Origin of the sequence: Streptomyces rhizosphaerihabitans (assembly GCF_025399795.1) — a bacterium.
In the GTDB taxonomy this organism is placed as follows: domain Bacteria; phylum Actinomycetota; class Actinomycetes; order Streptomycetales; family Streptomycetaceae; genus Streptomyces; species Streptomyces rhizosphaerihabitans.
The window spans coordinates 52,170-67,413 of the sequence record NZ_JAODTZ010000007.1 but is presented as its reverse complement, the minus strand read 5'-3'; the positions used below and the strand labels follow the sequence as shown (position 1 = coordinate 67,413).

The following is a 15,244-nucleotide window of genomic DNA, read 5'->3' as shown; positions in this document are numbered from 1 at the left end:
CGGTTTCCGTCAAGGTTCCATCAACGCGGGAGCGGACGGGAAAGAAGTACGACGCGAGCCGCCGGAGGCGATATCGCTCCCGCCCGAACACCTGACGCACGAGTCGATCGGAACCGCTTCATGACCGACACGCTCCGCCCTGTCGAGACCGCCGTCCTGGATTCCGCCCCCACGGAGACCGGGAACCCCCAAACGCTCAAGCGCTCCATCGGCGTGGTCGGCGGCACCCTGCTGACCCTCTCGTGCGTGACACCCGCCTCGACCCTGTTCGTCGTGGTGCCCGACCTGTTCTCCTCGCTCGGCACGGCGACCGCGCTGACCATCGCGATCGGCTCGCTCCTCTGCGTCGCCGTGGCGTTCTGCTACTCGGAGCTGGGCACCCTCATCCCCAGCGCGGGCGGCGAGTACGCCATGGTCTCCACGATGGCCGGACGCCTCGCGGGCTGGCTCGTCTTCGTGCTCTCCCTGCTGGTCGTCATGATCGTGCCGCCGGTGATCGCGATAGGCACGGCCGACTACCTGTCACCCATCGTCCATCTGAACCCGGCGATGGCCGGTGCCGGCGTGATGCTCCTGGCCACCCTCGCGGGCCTGCTCGACCTGCGCGCCAACGCCTGGATCACCGGTATCTTCCTGGTCCTCGAAGTCATCGCCGCGGCGCTCGTGGCGGTCCTCGGCTTCGCCCACAGCCACCGCGGCGCCGGCAGCCTGGTCTCGATGCGGGTCGCGGACTCCGGCGGCCACACGAACACCGTGACGGCCATGATGGTCGTCTCCGGGCTCGCCATCGCCCTCTTCATCACCCAGGGTTTCTCGACCGCGGTCTACCTCTCCGAGGAGCTGGAGAACCCGCGCCGCAACGTCGCCCGTACGGTCCTGGCCACCCTCGCCATCTCCACGGTCATCATCCTGGTCCCGGTCGTCGCGATCACCATGGGCGCCTCCGACCTGTCGGCGCTGAGCGGCGGCGACATCAGCAGCATGGTCACGGCCTGGTCCAACTCGGCCGTCAGCACCTTCGTCAGCCTCTGCGTGGCCCTCGCGATCATCAACGCGGGCATCGTCATGGTCATCCAGAACTCGCGCGTCCTGTTCGCCTCGGCCCGTGACAAGGCGTGGCCCGGACCGGTCAACAACGCCCTGTCCCGGCTCGGCCGGTTCGGTTCCCCGTGGGTCGCCACGCTGCTGGTGGGCGTCCCCGGCGCCGCCCTCTGCTTCGTCAACCTCGACACCCTGTACGGCGTGACGGGCGTGTCGGTGACGGCCATGTACCTGCTCGTCGCGGTCGCCGCCCTGCTCTCCCGGCGCGGCCACCACCGCCACACGCCCGCCTGGCGGATGCCGCTGTGGCCCGCGATGCCGATCCTGCTGATCGCGGTCCTCGCCTACGTCCTCAGCCAGCAGGAGACGGTCTACCTGGTGTGGACCGGCGGCATCACCGCCGTCGCCACCCTGTACTGGGCCTTCTACCTGCGACCGCGCCGCGACACCCGCTGGCTGGTGTCGATCCCGGAGGACGCGCAGACATAACCGCGCGGTCCGCCCTGCGGGGCGCGGTCCGGTCCGGCTCGGCAGCGCCGGGTCCGCGCCCGCGCCCGCGCCCGCACGAGAACCTCAGCCGAAGTCCCACGTCACCACCGTGCACGTCCCGTCGTCCTTGCCACCCGCGCTGCGGTAGGTGGCAAGGGCGACGTCGTTTCCGGTCTCCACCCCCACCCACATCCCGTAGCAGCCGCGTTCCCGGGCCAGCGCGGCGAGTTCGCCGATCAGTGCCCGCCCGGTGCCGCGCCGCCGGAACGGCTCGGCCACCGCCAGCTCGTACAGGAACATCTCGGTGCCCTTGTCGGGGTGGACCGTCTCGACGCCGCTGATGAAGCCGACCGGGAGTTCCCCCTCGTGGGCCAGGTACAGGTGATGGCCCTGGGCGTCCAGGAACCGCCGGGCCCACTCGGGGCGCACGGGATGGTCGAAGAGGTACTCGGCGGCGGTCAGTTCCCCGACGGTGGTGGCGCGGCGCAACTCCATGGGGCGTTCGTACCACGGACGCGGTACACGGGACCCGTGCCGTACTCCCGTGGGAGGGGTGCGGGTTCACCCCGGCGGCTGCCCCGGTTGTCGGTGGGCGCCCGTACCGTTGAGGCATGGATCTTCGACTGCCCCGGCCGCGCGAGCCGCGCCGGGGGCAACTCCCCGCTCGCACGACGGCGCGAGCCCGCGGGAGATGGGCGGCCGCCGCCACGGCCGTCGTGCTGCTCGCCGGCGCGGGCACCTGGACCGCCGCCGCCTCCGGCGGCGCTCCCGCGGTGCACCGCGCCGACCGCGTCATGGCCATGGACGGAGTGCGGCTCGACACCTCGTACTTCACCGCGGGCCCGTCCTCGCGCCGTCGGCCCGCCGTCCTCCTCGCGCACGGCTTCGGCGGCAGCAAGGCGGATGTACGCGACGAGGCGGAGAAACTCGCCCGCGACGGCTACGCGGTACTGACCTGGTCCGCCCGCGGCTTCGGCAGGTCCACCGGAAAGATCGGGCTGAACGACCCCAAGGCCGAGGTGGCCGACGTCTCCCGGCTCATCGACTGGCTCGCCCGGCGGCCCGAGGTCCGGCTCGACGGGAGCGGTGACCCGCGCGTGGGAGTGGCGGGCGCCTCGTACGGCGGCGCGGTCTCCCTGCTGGCCGCCGCGAACGACCCGCGCGTCGACGCCATCGCCCCGTCGATCACGTACTGGAACCTCGCGGACGCCCTGTTCCCGAACGGCGTGTTCAAGAAGCTCTGGGCGGGCATCTTCATCAACTCCGGCGGCGGCTGCGCCCGGTTCGAGCCCGAGCTGTGCGCGATGTACAACCGGGTCGCGGAGTCCGGGAAGCCGGACGCGGCGGCGACGAAGCTGCTCCAGGAGCGCAGCCCCTCCGCCGTGGGCGATCACGTCAAGGTGCCCACCCTCATCGTGCAGGGCCAGTCCGACTCCCTCTTCCCGCTCGGCCAGGCCGACGCGATGGCCGAGGCGATCAAGGCGAACGGCGCACCCGTGGACGTCGACTGGATCTCCGGCGGGCACGACGGCGGCGACCCGGAGACGGACCGCGTGACCTCCCGCGTCGACTCCTGGTTCGACCGCTACCTGAAGGACGACAAGAGCGCCGACACCGGTCCCGCCTTCCGCGTCACCCGCACCGGAGGCATCGACTCCACCGACGGCGCCGCCCTGCTGCGCGGCGCGAGCGCGGACACCTACCCCGGACTGGACAGCGGCCGGCACACCGTCGCGCTGTCCGGCCGCGAGCAGAGCTTCCAGAACCCGGCGGGCGCCAGCCCGCCCGCCATCTCGGCCCTGCCGGGACTCGGCGGCTCGGGCGGCCTCGCCCAGCTCTCCACCCTCGGCGTCGGAATCTCCCTCGACTTCCCCGGCCAGTACGCCCGCTTCGAGTCCGCGCCCTTCCGGGACGACCTGCGGATCACCGGCTCGCCGACCGTCACCGTGCACGTCCGGTCGAGCACTGACGACGCGGTCCTCTTCGGGAAGGTCTACGACGTCGGTCCGGGCGGCACCCAGCAGGTGCTGCCCTCGCAGCTCGTCACCCCGGTCCGTGTCGAGGGCGCGAAGAGCGGCAAGGACGTGTCCCTCACCCTTCCCGCCATCGACCACGAGGTCCAGAAGGGCCACCGGCTGCGCCTGGTCCTCGCCTCGACCGACCTCGGTTACGCCTCACCGGCGGCCCCGGCGACGTACACCGTGTCCCTCAGGAGCGCCCTCCAGGTGCCGACGGCCCCCGCGGTGAAGACCGCCGCCTCGTCGCTTCCCGCCTGGGTGTGGTGGCTGCCCCTCGCCGGCGCGCTCGCCGCCCTGGCGCTGCTGGTGACCGGCCGCCGCCGCACGAGCGCCCCGGCACCCGATCCCGTGCTCGCCGAAGTCCCGCTCCAGATCACCGGCCTGAGCAAGCGCTACGCCAGGTCCGCCGACCGGTACGCGGTACGGGAGCTGTCGTTCCGTGTGGAGAAGGGCCAGGTCCTCGGCCTGCTCGGGCCGAACGGCGCGGGCAAGACGACCACCCTGCGCATGCTCATGGGCCTCATCAAGCCCGACGAGGGCGAGATCCACGTCTTCGGGCACGCGATCCGCCCCGGCGCGCCGGTCCTCTCCCGGGTCGGAGCGTTCGTCGAGGGCGCGGGCTTTTTGCCGCACCTCTCCGGCCGCGAGAACCTGGAGCTGTACTGGCTGGCCACCGGCCGTCCCCCCGAGGACGCCCACCTGGAAGAGGCCCTGGAGATCGCCGGACTCGGCGACGCCCTGGCCCGCGCGGTGCGCACCTACTCCCAGGGCATGCGCCAGCGCCTCGCCATCGCCCAGGCCATGCTCGGCCTCCCGGACCTGCTGATCCTGGACGAACCGACCAACGGCCTCGACCCGCCACAGATCCGCGAGATGCGCGAGGTGATGATCCGGTACGCCGCCGCGGGCCGCACGGTCATCGTCTCCAGCCATCTCCTCGCCGAGGTCGAGCAGACCTGCACCCATCTCGTGGTCATGGACCGCGGCCGGCTCGTGCAGGCGGGCCCGGTGTCCGAGATCATCGGCTCCGGCGACACCCTGCTCGTCGGCACCGCCTCACCCGTCGACGAGCCGGTCGTCGAGAAGGTGGGCGCCCTGCCGGGCGTGCTCTCGGCCGTCGCGACCGAGGAAGGGCTGCTGGTCCGCCTCGACGCCGACGGCAGCGCACAACGCCTGGTCGTGGAGCTCGTACGCCTCGAAGTACCCGTAGCGGCGGTGGGCCCCCACCGACGTCTGGAAGACGCGTTCCTCACCCTGATCGGAGGCTCCGCATGAGCACGCTTGTCGAGCGGACCGGGACGGCGGACGGGTACCGGGCACGCCGTACCCTGCCGCTGCGCGTCGAGCTCGTCCGCCAGCTCAAGCGCCGCCGCACCCTCGTGATGGGGGCGGTCCTCGCGGCCCTGCCCTTCGTCCTGCTCGTCGCGTTCGCGATCGGCGGCCAGCCGGGCGCGCGGAACGGCCGGATCACCCTGCTGGACACGGCCACCGCCTCGGGCGCCAACTTCGCCGCGGTGAACCTGTTCGTGTCGGCGGGCTTCCTCCTGGTGATCCCGGTCGCGCTGTTCTGCGGCGACACCATCGCCTCCGAGGCGAGCTGGTCCTCGCTGCGCTATCTGCTGGCGGCTCCCGTGCCCAGAGCCCGGCTGCTGTGGTCCAAGCTCACCGTCGCGCTCGGTCTCAGTCTCGCGGCGATGGTCCTGCTGCCGGTCGTCGCGCTGGCCGTGGGCACCGCCGCATACGGCTGGGGCCCGTTGGAGATCCCCACCGGCGGCGCGCTCTCCGCGGGCACCGCCGCACAGCGGCTGCTCGTGGTGATCGTGTACATCTTCGTGTCCCAACTGGTCACCGCCGGGCTCGCGTTCTGGCTGTCGACGAAGACGGACGCCCCGCTCGGAGCGGTCGGCGGAGCGGTCGGTCTGACGATCGTGGGCAACGTGCTGGACGCGGTCACCGCCCTCGGCCACTGGCGCGACTTCCTGCCCGCCCACTGGCAGTTCGCCTGGGCCGACGCCGTCCAGCCGACGCTGGAGTGGGGAGGGATGATCCAAGGCGCGGCGATTTCGGTAACGTACGCGCTCGTCCTGTTCGCCCTGGCCTTCCGCGGTTTCGGGCGAAAGGACATCGTGTCGTAGGTCTCCGGAAGATCACCCACCGGTCTCGACGGGCCCCCGCCGTGGCCGCTTCGAAATCCTTCCGCAACGCATCCGAGCGCTCATCCCGGCCCCCTCGGCCGTCACAGTCACATATATCGGCCCGCACAAGGGCCGTACGCCGAGGGGGCACAGATGGGGATGAACCACATACGGACGGCGGCCGACACGGGCCGCCCATGCGACGGCGCACGGACGGCGGCCCGTCGACGGATCGGCGGCCCGCTGCTCGCCCTGACGTTGGCCGGCGCGGTACTGCTCACCGGATGCGGCGCGGGCGGCAGCAACAACTCCTCGGACGGCGCGGACAAGTCCGGCGGCCGCAACCTCCCGCTGCCCGCCCCCGTCCAGCCCACGGGCGGCACGGCCAAGGGCGACCAGCGGGGCGAGCAGTCGGACGCCCCCGATATCGCACCGTCGCCCGACTACCTCTCCACCTTCGCCCTCGACGTCGACACCGCGTCGTACGGATACGCCCGCCGCACCCTCGCGAGCGGCCGTACCCCCGACCCCGCGACGATCCGCCCCGAGGAGTTCGTCAACAGCTTCCGCCAGGACTACGAACGCCCCGAGGGCAACGGCTTCTCTGTCACCGTCGACGGCGCCCGCACCGATGACGGACGCTGGTCCCTCGTCCGGGTCGGCCTCGCCACCCGGGCCGCCGAGAGCGAGAGCGAACGCCCGCCCGCCGCCCTCACCTTCGTCATCGACATCTCGGGTTCCATGTCCGAGCCGGGCCGCCTCGACCTGGCCCGGGAATCCCTCGACGTGATGACGGACCGGCTGCGCGACGACGACTCGGTCGCCCTGGTCACCTTCAGCGACGAGGCCGAGACCGTGCTGCCGATGACCCGGCTCGGCGACCACCGCGCCCGCGTCCACCAGGCGATCGACCGGCTGGAGCCGACCGACTCGACCAACCTCGGCGCGGGCGTGAAGACCGGGTACGCGACCGCCGTCGAGGGTCTGCGCAAGGGCGCCACCAACCGGGTCGTCCTGATCTCCGACGCCCTCGCCAACACCGGCGACACGGACGCGGACAGCATCCTCGAACGGATCTCCTCCGCCCGCCGCGAGCACGGCATCACCCTCTTCGGCGTCGGCGTCGGCAGCGACTACGGCGACGCCCTCATGGAGCGCCTCGCCGACAAGGGCGACGGCCACACGACGTACGTCTCCAGCCGTGACGAGGCCTTCACCGTCTTCTGCGACCAGCTTCCGCAGAACATCGACCTCACGGCACGCGACGCCAAGGCGCAGGTCGCCTTCGACCCCGAGACGGTCGAACAGTTCCGGCTGATCGGCTATGACAACCGCAAGGTCGCCGACCAGGACTTCCGCAACGACCGGGTGGACGGCGGCGAAGTGGGCCCCGGCCACACGGTCACCGCGCTCTACGCCGTCCGCACCCGCCCCGGCGCCTCCGGTCATCTGGCCACCGCGACCGTCCGCTGGCTCGACCCCGACTCCCGTGCCCCGCACGAGGAGTCGGGCAGCCTGGAGACCGGCTCCCTGCGGTCCGGTGTCTGGACCGCGTCCGGTTCCTTCCAGGTCACCGCGGTGGCCGCCTACTTCGCCGACGTCCTGCGTTCGGGCGATGCCCGCTGGAGCTCGCTGCCCGGTGTCCCCCCGCTCGGTGAACTCGCCTCTCGCGCCCGCGGTCTGGCCAAGGACACCGAGGACAAGGATGTCGCGTCGCTCGCCACCGCCATCGGTCAGGCCGACGATCTGGACATCTGCTCCGGGGACTGCGCGCAGTAGCCGGCCGCCGCGCGCGGCGGCGCCCCGCGCGGCAGCTGCCCGTGCGACGTCAACCTGTCGTTCGGCAGGTTGACGTCGGCCGCCGCTCCGTACGCCGCCGGTCCGCCGGCCACCCGTCCGGCGCGGGACCGGCCCGCAGGGGACCGATCGTGTACGACCCATTGAAATTCTGTTACGCGCGAGTAAGTTAGCTCGGCGGTGAGGACCCTGCGACCGGGAGCCGTGATGGGCGTACGCAAGGATCTGAGACGGGCGAAGCGGCACGCGGACCTGGCGAGCCGCAGCCGGGTGGAGCTGGTCAGGGACGAGAGCGGTACGGTCCGCGAGGCCCGCACTGCCCTCCTGGCACCCACCCCCGTCTCCGGCAGCACGGCCGATCTGCCGTTCACCAACGCGGCCGAGGCACCCGACGCCGTCGTGTTGCGCCGGCCGCTGAACGGCGGCTGGACCCCGGTGACCGCGGCCGCCTTCGCCCGCGAAGTCACCGCCACGGCCAAGGGGTTGATGGCGGCGGGCCTCGAACCGGGCGGCCGGGTCGCGGTGATGTCCCGCACGCGCTACGAATGGACGGTCCTCGACTTCGCCGTCTGGGCGGCCGGCGGCCAGAGCGTCCCGGTCTACGCGACCTCCTCCGCCGAACAAGTGGATTGGATCGTCCGCGACTCGGGGGCGCGCTTCGTGATCGTCGAGACCCCCGGGAACGCGGAGACCGTGGCCACCGGCGTCACCCGCCACCCCGACCCCCCACGCGTCTGGCAGCTGGACGCGGACGCCCTCGCCGAACTCGCCGCCCTGGGAAGGGACATCACCGACGAGCAGGTCGCCGAGCGGCGTGCCGCGCTCACCCCCGAAACGGTCGCGACGGTCTGCTACACCTCCGGGACCACCGGCAGACCCAAGGGCTGCGTCCTCACCCACGCCAACCTGCACGCCGAGGCCGCCAACACGGTCGAGCTGCTGCACCCCGTCTTCCAGCAGGTCACCGGCCAGGCCGCTTCGACGATCCTCTTCCTCCCGCTCGCCCACATCATGGGCCGAACCCTCCAGATCGCCTGCCTGATGGCCCGCATCGAGCTGGGCCACTGCCCGAGCATCAAGCCGGACGAACTCCGGCCCGCACTGCGGGAGTTCCGGCCCACCTTCCTGGTCGGAGTCCCGTACCTCTTCGAGAAGATCCACGCCACCGGGCGCGCCACGGCCGAGAAGATGGGCCGCGCCGCCTCCTTCGATCGCGCCCATCGCGTCGGCGTGCGCTTCGGCGAGGCGTATCTGAACCGGTTCCTCGGCACGGGCAAGGGCCCCGGGCCCGGCCTGTACGCGGCCTGGGCACTGTACGACCTGCTGGTCTACCGCCGTATCCGCAGGGAACTCGGCGGCCGCGCCCACTACGCCATCAGCGGCGGCTCCCCGCTCGACCGCGACCTCAACCTCTTCTTCTACGCCGCCGGAATCATCGTCTACGAGGGCTACGGCCTGACCGAGACGACCGCCGCCGCCACCGTCGTCCCGCCTCTCTGTCCCCGCCCCGGAACGGTCGGTCTGCCGGTCCCGGGCACCGCCGTCCGTATCGCCGACGACGGAGAGGTGCTGATCAAGGGGGGTGTCGTCTTCGGTTCCTACTGGAACAACCCGGCGGCGACCGACGCCGTCCTGACCGAGGACTGGTTCGCCACCGGCGATCTCGGCGCCCTGGACCAGGACGGCTATCTCACGATCACCGGCCGCAAGAAGGACATCCTCATCACCACGGGCGGCAAGAACGTCTCGCCCGCCGTCCTGGAGGACCGGCTGCGCGGCCGCGCGCCCGTCGGACAGTGCCTCGTCGTCGGCGACAACCGCCCGTTCGTCGCGGCCCTGATCACCCTCGACGCCGAGGCGGTCGCCCACTGGCTCGCCGTCCGCGGACTTCCCGCGGACACTCCGCTGTCGGATGTCGTCCGCGACCCCAGGATGCGAGCCGATGTCCAGAAGGCCGTGGACCACGCCAACCAAGCGGTCTCCCGGGCCGAGTCCATTCGCGCGTTCGCCTTGGTGGAGGGGGAGTTCGCCGAGGACAACGGTCTGCTCACCCCGTCCCTGAAGGTGCGGCGGCACGCGGTGACGGCAGCGTACGCGGCCGAGATCGAGGCGCTGTACGGGAGTTGAGCCTGCCCCCGGCACCGGACGCTGAGAAGACCCTGGGACCGGACGTTGAGAAGACCCCGGCACCGGACGCCGAGAAATCCCCCGCGCCTGACGCCGAGCAGGACCGCACGTCGCGTTCGGACGGGCGGTCCGGCCCCGGGGTGTGTTCTCGTCGTACATATGAATTCTGTTTCTGCCGAGTCGACTTTCCCGTCCCCGGTGAAACGCTTCTTCTTCAGGAGGAGCGTTTCGCCTGTTGTGAAGCTTCCGTGCCGATTCCATGCAGGGCGATTCGAGTGAATTCCCAATTGGCGTACGTTCCGCAGTTTCTTCGGTCGTCCGTCCCTCGTTTACAGCCTGCAGGTCATGGTGCGAGCCGATCAAGTTGTGCTCGCTCGGTTTCGGCTGACAAATGGGCATGACCCAGAGAAGGGAAAGCACGTGAAGCACAAGAAGAGCGCTGCTGTCGTCGCCGGCGCGATCATGGCTCTGGGCCTGGGTGCCCCGGCCTTCGCGGACGCGGGTGCCGAGGGCGCTGCCGCCCACTCTCCCGGCGTCCTTTCCGGCAACGTGATCCAGGTTCCCGTCCACATCCCCGTGAACGTGTGCGGCAACTCGATCAACGTGATCGCCCTGCTGAACCCGGCGATCGGCAACTACTGCGCCAACCACTGACGTTTCGGCACTTCAGCCGCCTCCGGCTGTGCCACGGCCGGCTTTGGACCGCCTCGCGGACCCCAAGGTCGGCTTCCTCACTTCTACCAGCAGGAAGACAACAAGAGTGCGACAGAACCTGAGTAGGGGAGTGGTCCTGGCCGCGGCTGCGACGGGCATCATGTCCCTGTACGCCAGTCCGGCCTTCGCGGACTCGACCACGACCGCGACCGCTTCGGACTCACCCGGCGTGGCGTCGGGCAACAACGTCCAGGTTCCGGTGAACGTGCCGCTGAACGTCTGCGGCAACACGGTCGACGTCGTCGCCGCCCTCAACCCGGCCTTCGGCAACTCCTGTGCCAACGGCTCGGGTTCGCACGGCCGGCACGCCGCGCCGCACCACTCCGCCCGGCACGACACCGGCTCCGCGCAGGGCGCGGGCCCCGCCGTCGGCCACCGCGGCGCCGACCGCTCGGGCGGCGGCCACGGCAGCCACGGCGGTGAATACGGCGGCTACGGCAGCCACTCGGGCGGTGGTCGCGACGCAGAGCACGGTGGCTACGGAGACTCGGGATACGGCCATTCCGGATACGGAGGTTCAGGGTACGGCGACTCGGGTCACGGAGGTTCGAGGTACGGCGACTACGGTCACGGAGGCCGGGGGTACGGCGACTCGGGTGCTCACCACGGCGGTTGGAGCGGCTCCTCGTCGTACGGCGGGACGTACGGTTCGCCCGGCGTCCTGTCGGGCGACCAGACCGCGGCTCCGGTGGACGTTCCGGTCGAGCTCTGCGGCAACAGCGTGGACGTGATCGGTCTGCTGAACCCCGTGTTCGGCAACGAATGCGGCCATCACCACACGCCGGAGGGCCACGCGACGACCCCGCACCACTGCACTCCGCCGTCGACCCCTGTGCACACGCCCCCGCGGACTCCGCACACGCCTCTCGTGCACACCCCGCCCGTGAAGGTCCAGCCCCCCGGCATCGTGCACCAGCGGTACACCCCGCCCGCGACGATGGCGGAGACCGGCAGTGAGGGACTGCTCGCCACCACGGCGGCCAGTGCCGCACTGCTGGCCGGCGGCGCCCTGCTGTACCGGCGAAGCCGGCCCGCGTCCCGCCCGTGACGCTCCGCTCCGGGTGCCGGACGCGTCCCCGCGCCGGCGCCCGGAGCGATCCGCGCGCCCGTCCTGTGCGTCGCCGGAGTCAGCGCCCGGCGCCCAGCCCCTGGTCCGATCCCTGCCGACGGCGTTCCCCAGGTGCCGGAATCCGTCCGCTGCCCGGCCCCGTGCGCAGCCGCCGCCGTACACCGCGTACCAGCGTGTCGGCCGTGAAGCCGGCACCGTGCACGAAGCGCATGGCCGGACCGAAGCCGGAGGCGGTGATCAGACCCGCCATGAAGAGGCCCGGCACCGACGACTCGAAGTCCCGGCCGATCTCCGGGGAGCCGTCGGGCACCGCCGCGATATGGGCGCGCAGCTCGTCGGCGAGCAGGCCGAGCCGCTCGCGCCGGGCGCTGAACCCCGTGGCCGCGATGACGTGGTCGGTCTCCAGACAGGTCGGCGCGCCGTCCCGGTCCACCGTTTCCAGCCGTACGCCCATGCCGGAGGTGTAGGCCGACGTGACCTCGTGCCCCAGCATCGGCTCGACCACCCGTTCGACGCGGTCGCGTACCCACCAGGCACCCGCCGGGCCCAGCGCGGTGCCGCGATCCGAGTCCGGGTGGGTTCCGGGAGCCGGCGGAAGAGTCCGGGGCGCTCGGCGTAGAACCAGTTGCGCCAGCCGCAGCCCAGACCGCTGTGCGGGGCGCGGGCCGACCGCCACCACGGCCGCTCCCGGGCGGGCGGCAGGTCGTTCCAGTACAGCCGGTCGGCACGGGCCACGACCCCTGCCCGGGTGCCCTGTTCGGTGAGCAGGGCCGCCGTCTCCAGGGCGGCCTGGCCGCCGCCGATCACCGTGACGTCACGGCCCCGGAAGCGGGAGAGCTCACCGTGGTGGCTGCTGTGCGACACCTGCTCCGGTCCGAGTGACCTCAGCGCGGCCGGCACTTCGACGAAGGGCATCACGCCGAGGGCCAGGGCGACCTTGCGGGCACGCAGCACCCCGCCGTCGTCGACCAGCGCTTCGAAGCCCCCGGGGCACGCCCGCATGCGGACGACCATGCGTTCGTCGACCTCGGGCACGGCGTTGCGGGCGAACCACAGTCCGTAGGAGGCGAACCTCCCGACCGGGATCGGCTCGCCGTGCCGGGCCGCGACACCCCGGCCCGCGCAGTACGTCTCCAGGCGCCACCGGCCCCCGGGGCCGGAGAGGCTGGACGCCCACGGCTCCGACTTCAGGAACATGCCGCGCGGCATGTGGTCACGCCAGGACGCCATCGGGCGCCCGAGGACGCGCAGGCTCAGCCCGGCCGCCGCGGCATGGGACGCGATGGACAGGCCGTACGGGCCGGCTCCACTTGGCCACCAGCGGCAGCCCCAGTTGCCAGGCCGCCGCGCCCGCCTGCGCCGGGCTCTGCGGAATCAGCGTCACCGGGTGCGGAACGCCCACGCTCTCGCAGACGGTGGCCAGTTCGGCCTTGTCGGCGACGCGTCCGGCGAGGGTGCCGGACTGCCGTGTGGCAGCAGGTACCCGGCGGCGAGCCCCTCGCCCAGACGGCTCACCGCGAGGGCGCTCGCGTCATCCATCGGGACCAGTACGGCAGGTCGGGAAACCCGGGCGGCCACTCGGCGCAATACCGCGGCGATGTCCGCGACGGACGAACCGGGCGGGGGTGGAGGGTGCATCTCGCTCACAAAGCGCGATCTGCGGACGGGACTTCCCGCGTAGTCGGCGACGAGGTGCACCTCCACACCGGCTCGGCCGAGCGAGCGTACGGCTCCCGGCGTTCCGTGGTGAAAGGGATTCCGGTCGATGCGCAGCAGCACGGCGGGGACCCGGTTGTCGAGGTTCGGCACGGGCTTTTCCTTCGGATCGGTGACTGGGCCGGCGAAGTGGACGGGATCAGCGACGGGATCGGTGACTGGGTCGGCGATGGGATCTGAATGGCAATCAGGATAGGGAAGCAGGCTCAGGACCGGGATTGGGATCGGGAGCCGGGAGCCGGGAGCGGGATTGGAATCGGCGACCGGGTCGGGCGGAATCGGGACGAGTGCGGTGATCAGGTGGATCACCCTTGCGAGTGATCATCAGGACTGGAGGCCGGAACCCCGGTTGGCTGAATGAGTATTCATATGACTGAGTGTCAGTAATCGGAAATGGAAATCCGAGGATCAAGAGGGAGAGAGGAGCAGGCATGGCCCCACAGCAGCAGCGGCCCCGGAGCGGAAGACTGGCGTTCATCGCGGCCGGCATCGTCACGTCGGTGGCCCTTGCGTCCGGCCCGGCATACGCCGTGGGCGCTGGGGCGGTGCGGGTCGGTGACCCGCCGGCTCCGACACCCACGGCGGCGACACCGCCCGCGAACTCCTCGGCCACCGGCGGCGTTCCGACTCGGACTCCGGCCCCGACTCCGACCCCGATCCGGTCGTCGGGGTCGGCGCCCACCGAGCCGACCAGGACCGCCGCCGTACCCGCAGGGCCCGGCGCGACCGGGGTGAGGCCCGTGCCGCCCGTCAGGCAGGCCCCCGCTCAGCCGCCCGCCTTCGGCGCCTACCTCGACTACGGCACCGGGGGTATCGCCCGCATCGAGCAGTTCAGCCAGTGGCTGGGCGGTACCGAACTGCGGGTCGGGCACACGTATCTGCCCGGCGACCGCTGGAGCAACATCGAGGGTGCGCCCGGATTCCTGGACGCCTGGGCGGACTGGCGCCTCCGACGGGACGACCGGATGCTCGTCCTCAACGTCCCGATGATGGAGCGCAACGAGGAGGGGCTCTCCGACAGCCAGGTCCGCCGGCTGCTGCGTGAGGCCGAGGCCGGAGCCTTTGACCACCATTTCCGCGCGCTCGCCGAGCGGCTCGTCGAGCTGAAGGTGCCCGACACCGTCATCGTGCTCGGCTGGGAAATGAACGGCGTCACGTACACCCATCGCTGCGGTCCCGACCCGGAGGCCTGGAAGAAGTACTGGAACAGAATCGTCACCGCCATGCGGGCGGTGCCGGGACAGAAATTCCGGTTCGACTTCGCCCCCAGCCGCGGCCGGGACGGTATTCCCTGGACCCAGTGCTATCCGGGGGACGACACGGTCGACATCATCGGCATGGATTCGTACGACCAGCCGTCGGGGCTCTCGTTCGACGAGCAGGTGAAGGAGCCGTACGGGCTTCAGGAGCAGGTGGACTTCGCGAAGGCCCACGGCAAGTTCATTTCCTATCCCGAATGGGGTCTTTACCACAACGGAGACAACGCGGCGTACATGAAGGACATGCTCGCGTGGATCGACGAGCACAAGCCGCTGTACAACACGCTCACCGACTACTGTCCGCACGGCGTGTGGCAGTGCGAGGACAATCCATTGGCGGCCCAGGCCTACCGCGCCGCGCTGTCCCACTTCTCCGATCCGGAGACGACCGTTCCGGCGCCGGACGCGACGCCGACATCCGACCAGACCTCGACGCCCACATCCGAGTCGACGCCTACGTCTGAGCCGGTCTCGACGCCGACGCCCGAACCGGTTTCGACGCCGACGTCTGAGCCGGTTTCGACGCCTACGCCCGAACCGGTTTCGACGCCGACGTCTGAGCCGGTTTCGACGCCTACGCCCGAACCGGTTTCGACGCCTGAGTCGACCCCGACCCAAACGCCCAAGCCGGTTTCGACGCCGACGCCTGAGCCGGTTTCGACGCCTACGCCCAAGCCGTCTCCGACGCCGACGTCCGAGCCGGTGCCGGTCAAGACCCCGACGCCCAAGCCGGCCTCCACGCCGACACCCGAGCCGGCCCCGACAGCCGAGCCGACCCCGACGCCCGAGCCGGCCCCGGCACGTGAGCCGGCCTCGAATGCGACGCCGGATCCGGACACGTCCGTGTCCCCGGCCACCTGTTCGTCGCTGGAGCTCGGC

General features: G+C 71.4%; 8 protein-coding genes and 3 pseudogenes. 8 read left to right on the top strand and 3 right to left on the bottom strand.

All coding sequences use genetic code 11. The annotated features are described in order from the left end of the window. Positions 1–120: 120 nt before the first annotated feature. Positions 121–1,530: an APC family permease gene (locus tag N4G66_RS09275; RefSeq protein ID WP_261703520.1), complete on the top strand. Its 1,410-nt coding sequence runs from the start codon at positions 121–123 to the stop codon at positions 1,528–1,530. 84 nt (positions 1,531–1,614) lie between these two features. On the opposite strand, the gene N4G66_RS09270 is transcribed toward N4G66_RS09275, so the two are convergent. Continuing rightward, positions 1,615–2,025, bottom strand: coding sequence for a GNAT family N-acetyltransferase (locus N4G66_RS09270; protein ID WP_261703519.1), 411 nt, complete (start codon positions 2,023–2,025; stop codon positions 1,615–1,617). Positions 2,026–2,141: 116 nt separating this feature from the next. Here N4G66_RS09270 and N4G66_RS09265 point away from each other — a divergent pair, with 116 nt between their 5' ends. The 6 genes from N4G66_RS09265 (at position 2,142) to N4G66_RS45625 (ending at position 11,369) form a co-directional block, all read left to right on the top strand. Continuing rightward, positions 2,142–4,823: an alpha/beta fold hydrolase gene (locus N4G66_RS09265; RefSeq protein ID WP_261703518.1), complete on the top strand. Its 2,682-nt coding sequence runs from the start codon at positions 2,142–2,144 to the stop codon at positions 4,821–4,823. Next, complete coding sequence (locus tag N4G66_RS09260; protein WP_261703517.1) at positions 4,820–5,683, top strand: ABC transporter permease; 864 nt, start codon at positions 4,820–4,822, stop codon at positions 5,681–5,683. The genes N4G66_RS09265 and N4G66_RS09260 overlap by 4 nt, the downstream gene beginning before the upstream one ends. A gap of 159 nt (positions 5,684–5,842) precedes the next feature. Beyond that, on the top strand, positions 5,843–7,462 hold the full coding sequence (locus N4G66_RS09255) for a vWA domain-containing protein (RefSeq protein ID WP_261703516.1): 1,620 nt from the start codon (positions 5,843–5,845) through the stop codon (positions 7,460–7,462). Positions 7,463–7,687: 225 nt separating this feature from the next. Continuing rightward, positions 7,688–9,607, top strand: coding sequence for an AMP-dependent synthetase/ligase (locus tag N4G66_RS09250; protein WP_261703515.1), 1,920 nt, complete (start codon positions 7,688–7,690; stop codon positions 9,605–9,607). Positions 9,608–10,069: 462 nt separating this feature from the next. Continuing rightward, positions 10,070–10,261, top strand: a complete 192-nt coding sequence (locus tag N4G66_RS09245; protein ID WP_261703670.1) for a chaplin — start codon at positions 10,070–10,072, stop codon at positions 10,259–10,261. 106 nt (positions 10,262–10,367) lie between these two features. Continuing rightward, complete coding sequence (locus N4G66_RS45625; RefSeq protein ID WP_315903624.1) at positions 10,368–11,369, top strand: chaplin; 1,002 nt, start codon at positions 10,368–10,370, stop codon at positions 11,367–11,369. Positions 11,370–11,448: 79 nt separating this feature from the next. Here N4G66_RS45625 and N4G66_RS09230 read toward each other — a convergent pair. After that, positions 11,449–12,680 (bottom strand): annotated as a pseudogene (locus tag N4G66_RS09230) (SidA/IucD/PvdA family monooxygenase). 7 nt (positions 12,681–12,687) lie between these two features. Further along, positions 12,688–13,199, bottom strand: a pseudogene (locus N4G66_RS09225) (ATP-grasp domain-containing protein); the annotation flags it as partial. A gap of 338 nt (positions 13,200–13,537) precedes the next feature. On the opposite strand from N4G66_RS09225, the pseudogene N4G66_RS09220 reads away from it, so the two are divergent. Further along, a pseudogene (locus N4G66_RS09220) lies at positions 13,538–14,872 on the top strand (glycosyl hydrolase); the annotation flags it as partial. Positions 14,873–15,244 lie beyond the last annotated feature (372 nt).

Bases quoted from the DNA above. Each gene is read 5' to 3' on its own strand.
- N4G66_RS09245 (WP_261703670.1), top strand. From the start codon at position 10,070: ATGGCTCTGGGCCTGGGTGCCCCGGCCTTCGCGGACGCGGGTGCCGAG.
- N4G66_RS09250 (WP_261703515.1), top strand. From the start codon at position 7,688: ATGGGCGTACGCAAGGATCTGAGACGGGCGAAGCGGCACGCGGACCTG.
- N4G66_RS09270 (WP_261703519.1), bottom strand. From the start codon at position 2,025: ATGGAGTTGCGCCGCGCCACCACCGTCGGGGAACTGACCGCCGCCGAG.
- N4G66_RS09265 (WP_261703518.1), top strand. From the start codon at position 2,142: ATGGATCTTCGACTGCCCCGGCCGCGCGAGCCGCGCCGGGGGCAACTC.
- N4G66_RS09275 (WP_261703520.1), top strand. From the start codon at position 121: ATGACCGACACGCTCCGCCCTGTCGAGACCGCCGTCCTGGATTCCGCC.
- N4G66_RS09255 (WP_261703516.1), top strand. From the start codon at position 5,843: ATGAACCACATACGGACGGCGGCCGACACGGGCCGCCCATGCGACGGC.
- N4G66_RS09260 (WP_261703517.1), top strand. From the start codon at position 4,820: ATGAGCACGCTTGTCGAGCGGACCGGGACGGCGGACGGGTACCGGGCA.